Genomic DNA, 9,100 nt, shown 5'->3' with positions numbered 1-9,100 from the left:
GGGGCTTCGAGGTGCCTGCCGTGGCAGAGCAGGCTGCTGCCGAGCAAAGATTGGATCTCGTGTCGATTGGACGTGCACTTCTTGCCAATCCGCATTGGCCCTATGCAGCCGCAAAAGCCTTGCGAGCAGATCGACCGGCCTGGGTCTTGCCTGCTCCATATGCCCGCTGGCTCGAGCGTTACAGTCTCGGGCAGTTCTGAGACGACAAGCATCATTCCTATCCTTCTCTCAGGGTAGGACTACTTGTGTCATCAACTGGAGTTCTACCGGCTGTTTCTTTTTCAGAGGAACGGCCGGTGACCAATATGATACAAGACTGTCATTGGGTAATTATAAATAGTAGCCCTGTAAAATGCTGTGCCTGGAGGACAGGTGGATCTATTTGGCGAAATAAGACACCTGAGGTTGAAAGGCGGCACGGTCGTCTATGACCCTCGCCCAGATCTCGGACTATCCGTCAATCTATTGGTAAACACACTGACCTCGGAACTAGGTGTTTAGTCCCGGGGTTTGATGGGTTGGATTGATGATGAATCTTTCTGGCTCTGAAGTCCAGATTTTGCAGACGTATTCGTAAGGTGTGAGGCCACTGAGGGTCTTGAGTCTTCGCCCGAAATTATAGGCTGCCATGAAGTCGTTGAGGTGTGTCCTCAACTGCTCATGACTGTCGTAATGGAAGCGTTTGACGGTTGCTTCCTTGATCGTCCGGTTCATCCGCTCAACCTGACCGTTCGTCCAGGGATGATTGGGTTTCGTCAGACGATGTTCGAGGAATTCCCAGGCTGTCTTCCGATCGGCTTTCCCGACGAGTTGTGTGACAGCGAATTTGCTTGTCCGGTCGATAGCAACGAAGAGGTGCAGCTTGCCCTCAGCAGTCTGGACTTCGGCAATATCGATGTGAAAAAAGCCGATGGGATAGCGTTTGAAACGCTGTCGTTTGGGCTTGTCTCCCTCGATATCCGGAAGCCGGGATATCCCGTGGCGCTGAAGGCAGCGATGCAGAGCCGAGCGTGTCAGATGAGGGATGCTGGCCTGCAGGGCATAAAGGCAGTCATCCAGCGGCAGCAACGTATGCCGGCGAAACGCCACAATCATCGCTTCGTCCGTCTCGGACAGGACCGTTGAGCGCGGCTCTTTAGAACCTGTCTTCTGATCCTCAACCGTTTGACGCTTTCGCCATTTTGCAACTGTTTTCGGGTTGATCCCGAACTCCTCGCTCAGCGTCGCGAGCGAAGCCTGCGATCGCTGTATTGCCGCTCGCACGGCGTGCGTGGTCGTGGCGCTCCCATGACGTCTCTGTCCCATAAGGCTTCCCTCCACTCTCGTGAAAATATCACACCATCAAACCCTGGGACTAAACACCTAGGCACAATGTTCCAGATCACAGAGTTGGAAGCATCATGGGGGCGGCAATTTCTGCACAATATGCAGGACAGGTCGCCGAACCGCTACTTGGTGGCTTTATTGGTGGGCAGATCGGTATGCGAGCAGTTTTCCTGGGAACAAGCATCCTGTTGGGTCTGGGAGCCACAGGAAACTGGTTTGTTCTGCGCCTGCCGCCCCAAAAGCACTGATTTTTCAATTCTATCCTATGAGGAGACTCTCATGACGAACTTGACGCTGGAGCCGCAAACATCTGCATTGATCCTGATGGATTTCCAGGGGTTTGTTCTCAAGAATTTTATGTCACCCGAAATTGCGTCCCAAGTCGTTTCGACAGCTGCACATATCCTGAAAGCTGCACGGCATGCTGGGTTACCAGTTATTCATGTCATGGTCTCGTTTCGGTCGGATTATCCCGAAATAAGCGATCGGAACGCGATGTTTTCCTGGCTGCGAGACAATGGACTGATCAAACCGGGCAGCGAAGAGATGCAAATTGATGCTTCTCTTGCACCACACGAACAGGAGCCTGTCATTATCAAGCATCGGATAGGCGCTTTTAGCGGTACCGATCTCGATATGATTCTGCGGGCTAACGGAATTCAAACAGTCCTTCTGGCGGGTGTTACAACCTCCGGCGTAGTACTCTCAACTTTTCGGCAGGCTTTTGATCTGGATTACAATGTCGTTGTCGTAGAGGATGCTTGTGCGGACAGTGATGCAAACATGCAAGCGTTTCTTATGGAAAAACTCATTCCGCCGATTGGGTCGGTCGTAACTTCGAAGACAGTCATCAGGGATCTATCATAAATCGATCGGTGATAATATCGACTTAAGAGAGAGAAATAATATTGGTATAGAACGTATTAAATAATGAGTATATGTACTGATATCGGATATTCTATTGTTCTTAGTTAAGGAGTAGAACCATGTTCACCCACGTGATGATTGGCAGCAATGACCTCGAACAGGCGAGAGCTTTCTATGACGCAACATTTGCCGCCTTAGGAGGCGTCCCTGGCGAAATGGATTCCAGAGGTCGTCTCATCTACAGACACAATGGGGGACGGTTGATGATCACAAAGCCGATAAACGGAGAGCCCGCGACGGCTGCCAATGGCGGGACCATTGGCATTGCCGCCGCCAGTCCCAGCCATGTTGTTGCGTGGCATGACGCCGGTATTGCCCATGGCGGAACCAGCATAGAAAGCCCGCCCATTGAGCGCCCAAACGGAGCATTCGTTGCTTACATTCGCGATCCAGATGGAAACAAGCTTACGGCTCGTACCCAGACCACCACCTAGTTCACTGACTTTGAGGTGCTAAGAGACGTATGATCCGTATCGTTGATGAAGCTCGGCCAATTGCTCAACCTCTCATGCCCAGTATTATCATGGGGCTCCCTGATATGCTTCTTCGGGGCGAACCGGCGTTAATGTCGTCACTTCGATGAAATAACCACCCTTCGCCCGGAAGTAGAAGGACCACGCGCCATGTGCGTTGCATGGAGCCTTCACCTCCCAATCATCGGCGCTCTGGCGCTCATAGAGAGCATCGACGTCCTCGCGAGACTTCTGGATGAAACCAATGTGCAGGATGTCGAATTGCCTGGGGTAATCAAAGCCTTCGAGCTTGTTATCGAAATGATTGACGATCAGAACCAGCCCATCATTGTCCTGCATGATGGCCATTTTGATCCCACGTACAACGAGAGTGCGCAGGCCAAAATACTGTTCGAACATTACGCGATCAGCCTCAGTATCGTGGCTGTAGAGGTTGATATGGTTTAGCTTCATGACTGTGTCTTTCCGTTGGTGAGACGGACACGAGCCGATCGCAATCTGGACAGCAACGACCGACCACGGACGAGGCCTATCCTCGTCGTGTCCGGCCATGGCCAAGAGCGCGTTTATTCGCTCAAGCGTGACTGTCTCTGAAGAGACCACAGGTTATCACCATACCTGCATCGCTGTCTTTCTAGGCAAATACGACTTTGCTGATGCTAGCAGCAGCGGTCAAGCACCATCTTCAGTTATGTCCGTTTTGCAGACGCCCATTGGACAACAAGGATGGCAGTTTTTTTCTGTACCTCATCGTCTAATTTTAATTCAACGCTCTCAGTGGAAGTGGATAACCGACCGAATAGACTTTCCTGCATGCATGAGGTCAAAAGCCTCGTTAATCTGGTTCAGATGCATGGTATGGGTAACAAAGGGAGCAAGCTCAATGTCCCCCTTCATCGCCTCTTCGACCATAGTCGGAAGTTGGGAACGACCTTTGACACCGCCGAAAGCAGAGCCTTTCCAGACACGTCCTGTGACCAGTTGAAACGGACGTGTCGAGATTTCCTGCCCCGCTCCGGCGACACCAATAACAATAGACTGCCCCCATCCACGATGCGCAGCTTCCAGGGCTGAGCGCATGACATGGACATTGCCAATACACTCGAAGGTATGATCAATACCCCAGCCACTCATTTCGATCAGAACCTCCTGAATGGGCTTATCGAAATCCTTAGGATTCAAGCAGTCCGTAGCGCCAAACTGGCGTGCTAACGCAAATTTTTCCGGATTGGTGTCAATGGCAATAATGCGTCCTGCTTTCGCCTGTCGTGCCCCTTGAACCGCAGCAAGACCAATACCACCCAGGCCGAAGATAGCAACGGAATCCCCCGGCTGAACCTTGGCTGTATTATGGACCGCACCAATTCCCGTCGTGACACCGCACCCCAAAAGGCAGACATGTTCTGGATTGGCCTCAGGATTGATTTTCGCCAACGAGACTTCAGCAACAACTGTATATTCACTGAACGTCGAACATCCCATATAATGGTACAAAGGCTGACCATTATATGAAAAACGCGTTGTACCGTCCGGCATTAAGCCTTTGCCCTGTGTTGCGCGAACAGCAATACACAGATTGGTTTTCCCGGACAAACAAAATTCACATTTTCCGCATTCCGCCGTGTAAAGCGGGATCACATGATCTCCCGGGACGACACTTGTTACACCTTCGCCAACTTCGATAACGATACCAGCCCCCTCGTGCCCTAGCACGACTGGAAAAAGCCCTTCCGGATCGTTGCCTGACAGTGTGAATGCATCTGTATGACAAACACCAGTATTCGTTATCCGAATGAGGACCTCTCCTTTACGCGGCGGCGCGACATCAATTTCAACAATTTCAAGCGGCTTTCCTGCTTCAAAAGCGACAGCAGCACGTGATTTCATTTTTCTGTCCTCAAAGTATTCAACGGTTCGTCATTTTATTGATATCTATGGCGAAGTATTCAGGTTATATATCGGGGATTACTTTCGGCATCGATTATTTCCCCACGAAAACATTTTCTGTATCTGCTTCCTGGACTGTTGCGATTGTAAAGGCATTGATTTCATTTGCTACCGCACAGGACACTCTGTGCAAACTTTACTTTCCAACAGCATGTACGATGACCCAGACTGTCGCGCTATGACACAAGGGAATATGGTGATACTGTGGTCAGAGCAACGATATCTACTTCTTCAAGCATAACTTTATAAGACGCTTAAAGCGCACAGTTTGTAGTTCCGGATCATGACCAAATGTTCACGGCATCTCCATGGCTCAGGTCGGATCCTGCTAGACTAAGCAGCTGGAGGGATCGAAGAACCGTTGATTGATGTGCTTGGCCCGTGATTTCAGGGTTTTGGCAATCTGATTGACGGTTCTTTTGGGCGTTTTCTGTTTGTGTTTTGAACGGATTAGGGGCTGTCCCCTGCTGGATGACTACGCGCTCGCGCTGATTCGCTCCAGGAAGAGAAGACGGCGCATATTATAGACGATATTGGCCAGCCCGATCCTCATGGCGGCTCGCGTTATGCCGACGGTTCGAACGAACAGCCCCGTCTGTGACTTCTGATCGGCAAAGACATGCTCGACGCGCGAGCGGATGACCGACTTTCCAGCATTTGATTTCTGGATATGCCGGGGCATCGGTTTGAAATGCGGCTTTTTCCTGTGAACCTTTGAGACAAAGCCCTGCTTTTCCATGAAGTCTTCGTTGGCTTTCGAGCGATACGCGGTATCGGCCCAGACGCTTGAGGCGGTATTGGTTTTATCCAGCAAGCCCTCGCGTAGTCTGGCACCGTCACTGGCGGGGGCATCTGTCGCTTTCCATTTCCGGATGAACCGGAATTTCCGGTCGATGGAGACGTGGGATTTGTAGCCAAAGAACGGGATGGCGAGATCGCTCGACGGTATGGTTCCATCGTCCTGCCGCTTCGCCTTCGTGAACTTCAGTGTCCATCGTGCATGACGATCCTTGTGCGACAGCTTTGCCGGCTTGTCCTGCCAGTCTTCTGGAATACGTCCTGCCCGGAGATCCGCTTTCTCAGCGTTGGTATTGCGCTGCTTTGGAGCGGCCACCAGCGTTGCATCCAGGATCTGACCCGACATCGGCAGATAGCCCGCGTTCCGCAGGGTCGCGTCAAAACGATTGAACAGATGATCGATCGCACCCGCCTGTGTCAGACGCTCCCTGAACAGCCAGATGGTTTTGGCATCAGGCACCCGATCTGAAAGTCCCAGGCCAAGGAAGCGCATGAACGACAGGCGATCGTTGATCAGATACTCCGTCCGTTCATCGGACAAATTGTTCAGCGTCTGGATCACCAGGATCTTGAACATCAGCACCGGATCAAACGGCGGGCGCCCGCCTTTGCTTCCGTCGGAATACGCCAGTGCCTTCTCCAGTTCCGGGCGGAACACTTCAAAATCCACAGTCCGGGAAAACGCTTCGAGCTGATCGCCAAGCCCGCTCAACCGGGCAAGCCGCTCTTCAACATCAAAGAAACCAGACTGCTTCATGATCCATGCCCCCAATCAACTCAGGGGAAATGGAATCACAGAGCAAACCTCAAAACCAGAGGTTTTTCGAACCCTTCACGTTGTAGTTTGCATTATCAATGAGGTTTGTATACAGAATATGAGAATTCTTATCTCGCTGTACATCAAATTTTCCTTCGTGTCCTATGGCATTATTTGCGAGATAATATTTCATTCTCATGTAGTTTGGCGTCTCTTATAGCATCTGAAAATTTTATAGTAGACTTTATCATAAATGTTCGTCCGCTACCGTCTTTTTATTGTAATGTTTATTCGATCCCTCTAAATCATAATTATTCAATTCTCCGTATTCGTTATTTTATCTTTTAGAAAGAAAAATATCAATAAAGACCATACAAAAGAGTAAACTCCCAGAATTATTTTAAATAATATCTCATTTTTATTTATATTTAAAAAAGAATTATGTATATAAAACTCCGAGAAAATTAATCTTGCTAAAGAATATAAAAAATATGATGGAAGTACAGATAGAATAAGAATCCTAAGAAACTTCTTTCTTATAAATGCAGCTGTTAGAGACATGAGAAAATTCGATGACGACAACCAAAAGAACAATATGAGAGACGTACAGAAATAGAAAGAAAAATCTTCGTAATTAAAATTATGTAATGATGCGTCTGTCAAATAAGCTCCAATAGCGCCTATAGCTCCATAAGAAAAAAAATAGAAAATAATCATTATGATCATGAGAATTAAGATCATTTTATATACCCTGATTTATAATCATTGTAACCTTCTATCCATAAAGGCAAATCTCTTTGAAGTGTGCTGAATGCCTCCACATGAAGATCGTTCTTCACAATATAAAGGAGTCCCAACGCCTCGATCTCGCCATCAAGTAACCCCACAGCCGCCCCCCATACGCCAACGTTATAATTGGCATTATCTACGAGTCCTTTGTAACTAACTTGTAGATTGTTATCTCTTTGGGCATCGAATTTTCCGCCATGTCCAAGAGTATCATGCATAAGGTGCATGAAGTTTAAACTTAGCTTGTCATCCGTTTTGTGTAATTCCCCATCTTCAGCAACAGATCTAAGACTATAATTTTCTGTTATACCAAATACCCTTCCGGACCCATCTGTGTATTGATGAGCATTTGTTGGCAAGGCCTCTATTGGGGTATAGTGTCCTACTGGAGAGTTTTGATCAATCGCAGGTAACTTTGCACCAACTTCGAGAAGTGATTTGATTCTCTCTAAGGTTAATCCTTTGTTTGCCATATCATCTGAAATATTTGTAGTCGGTATTAAGTTTTGTGGGTTTTCAAGAGATTGTCCCGTTTCATCTTCATATGCCTTTGCAAGAGCATTTATAACCAAGTCAGAATGAGCAAGCTCTACACGCATACCTTGAATCGTCGAGGTATCAGCCAGCTTGTCTTCCACAGCGCCTCGTTCTGCGTCCGTAGGGGGGCGTCCGAGCATGTTTTGCCAATACGGATCTATCACCCAGGCTTCGCCATAGAAATGGGCAAGATCGTATCGGACTTGTTTGTAAGTTCCATTTTTGCCGACAAGATCTTTCTGTGCATTAGTCCAGTTATCATCGTTAGAACTGGGAACCCTATCCTGCACTTGAGAGATCAAATTCTTGTATAGCGCTGTGGCTTCGTCGGAATGAGCCAAATTAAATCGTGTATTATTCAAATTATCATTGTTACCAAGAGAGTCTAATTGTTTTTTCATTTCATCTGCATCTGACATTCTGTTTAAAACATCATTGTAGTATTTCTCGACTTTGTCCCTTATTCTATCGCTATGAGCGTATAAGGACCTGACATCATTGATGTTGTGCTCTTCAGACGAAAAATAATCGTAAATGCTTTGTATTGTTTTTTCATCGGGTTCTGAATCACCGATATCTTGAGCTGCTTTGTTAATCTCATTATCGAGATCAGAAATCTTTAAAGAGGCATAGCCTCCTGAGTGAGTGACATAGGTGACTAGACCTTTGCTTCCTTCAAGATACTGCACCCCGTTTATAACCTTCACCTTTCGAGCATGAACTTCTATTTCTTCCGGGGGTGATGGGGGAAGATTGCCATTTGCATTGCCGGGAGGAGTATATCCATCTCCCGTATTAGATAATCCTCCCGACCCAGGGTTGTATCCTGTCACTGGAACTTCGTCTCCTTGTCCAGGCGGGGCTTCTACGCCGCCGCCACTGCCTCCGCCTCCTGAAGTTACGGGGGAAGGAGGATTATCGCCCTCATCATCGTCTGAAACGGACATAAGAGATATTGCTACAGGAAGCTTTATATTTGAGGCTGCTATTGTAGTGCCGTCATTTGATGTACCATGGCTTTTTGCAATATTACGAATCTTCTGATGAATGTTGGCCAGATCGGGAGAGTCTCTCCAGTAATCGATCTGGCGGTGAGGAGAGTAATTAGAATTTATAGATCTGATTGTGTTTAAATTCTGTGTCGAACCCATTCCATGAGGATTAAGTGATACACCTTGAGAAGACGGGGCTGATAAAGAATTATCGTGCTGATCTGGTGAAGTTTTTCCGATTGCGGGAGATATTGTATGATGCTGCGCCCCGGACGTCTGCGGAAAAATTAATGAGAAATCCGACAATTTTACCTCCGTCTCGTAATGAGATATGTCGGTACGATACCATAATTATCTTTTTGTGACAGTCCTTGGTTATCGAAGATTGTTTCGATTTCTGTCGAATATACCTGTGACCCAATTTATGGGCGGCTATTAGGATTAGAACCGATAAAATTACCTTTTAGAGGACAAAAGGTAATTCTCAGGGTTTTTCTAAAAATTGCCCCCTCTCCACCTCCTATGTCCGTTAATTTACATTATCGGACATAGGG

General features: G+C 47.7%; 8 protein-coding genes and 1 pseudogene. 4 read left to right on the top strand and 5 right to left on the bottom strand.

All coding sequences use genetic code 11. The features are described 5' to 3' along the window. Positions 1–200: pseudogene (locus ABF859_RS15045) on the top strand (NADH:flavin oxidoreductase/NADH oxidase); the annotation flags it as partial. Positions 201–489: 289 nt separating this feature from the next. On the opposite strand, the gene ABF859_RS15040 reads toward ABF859_RS15045, so the two are convergent. Continuing rightward, positions 490–1,305 (bottom strand): integrase core domain-containing protein, encoded by an 816-nt coding sequence (locus tag ABF859_RS15040; protein WP_415528449.1) that lies wholly within the window; start codon positions 1,303–1,305, stop codon positions 490–492. Positions 1,306–1,400: 95 nt separating this feature from the next. Between ABF859_RS15040 and ABF859_RS15035 the strand changes: the two genes are divergently transcribed. From ABF859_RS15035 to ABF859_RS15025, 3 genes are all read left to right on the top strand, one after another. Then, positions 1,401–1,574 carry a hypothetical protein gene (locus tag ABF859_RS15035; protein ID WP_346006511.1) on the top strand — a complete coding sequence of 58 codons (174 nt, stop codon included), beginning with the start codon at positions 1,401–1,403 and terminating at the stop codon, positions 1,572–1,574. A gap of 31 nt (positions 1,575–1,605) precedes the next feature. Beyond that, positions 1,606–2,193 carry a cysteine hydrolase family protein gene (locus tag ABF859_RS15030; protein WP_415528448.1) on the top strand — a complete coding sequence of 196 codons (588 nt, stop codon included), beginning with the start codon at positions 1,606–1,608 and terminating at the stop codon, positions 2,191–2,193. Positions 2,194–2,312: 119 nt separating this feature from the next. Then, on the top strand, positions 2,313–2,687 hold the full coding sequence (locus ABF859_RS15025; protein ID WP_415528447.1) for a VOC family protein: 375 nt from the start codon (positions 2,313–2,315) through the stop codon (positions 2,685–2,687). A gap of 87 nt (positions 2,688–2,774) precedes the next feature. On the opposite strand, the gene ABF859_RS15020 is transcribed toward ABF859_RS15025, so the two are convergent. The 4 genes from ABF859_RS15020 to ABF859_RS15005 form a co-directional block, all read right to left on the bottom strand. Next, positions 2,775–3,179 carry a VOC family protein gene (locus tag ABF859_RS15020; RefSeq protein WP_415528446.1) on the bottom strand — a complete coding sequence of 135 codons (405 nt, stop codon included), beginning with the start codon at positions 3,177–3,179 and terminating at the stop codon, positions 2,775–2,777. A 321-nt stretch (positions 3,180–3,500) separates the two neighbouring features. Then, entirely contained in the window at positions 3,501–4,613 is a 1,113-nt protein-coding gene (locus ABF859_RS15015; protein WP_064275425.1) for an S-(hydroxymethyl)glutathione dehydrogenase/class III alcohol dehydrogenase, read from the bottom strand. Positions 4,614–5,148: 535 nt separating this feature from the next. Further along, positions 5,149–6,231 (bottom strand): IS5 family transposase, encoded by a 1,083-nt coding sequence (locus ABF859_RS15010; protein ID WP_415528450.1) that lies wholly within the window; start codon positions 6,229–6,231, stop codon positions 5,149–5,151. A 734-nt stretch (positions 6,232–6,965) separates the two neighbouring features. Then, complete coding sequence (locus tag ABF859_RS15005) at positions 6,966–8,852, bottom strand: hypothetical protein (RefSeq protein ID WP_415528445.1); 1,887 nt, start codon at positions 8,850–8,852, stop codon at positions 6,966–6,968. Positions 8,853–9,100: the final 248 nt, after the last annotated feature.

Origin of the sequence: Gluconobacter sp. (assembly GCF_047722525.1) — a bacterium.
In the GTDB taxonomy this organism is placed as follows: domain Bacteria; phylum Pseudomonadota; class Alphaproteobacteria; order Acetobacterales; family Acetobacteraceae; genus Gluconobacter.
The sequence above is the reverse complement of the archived record's forward strand: the minus strand, read 5'-3'. Positions and strand labels throughout refer to the sequence as shown.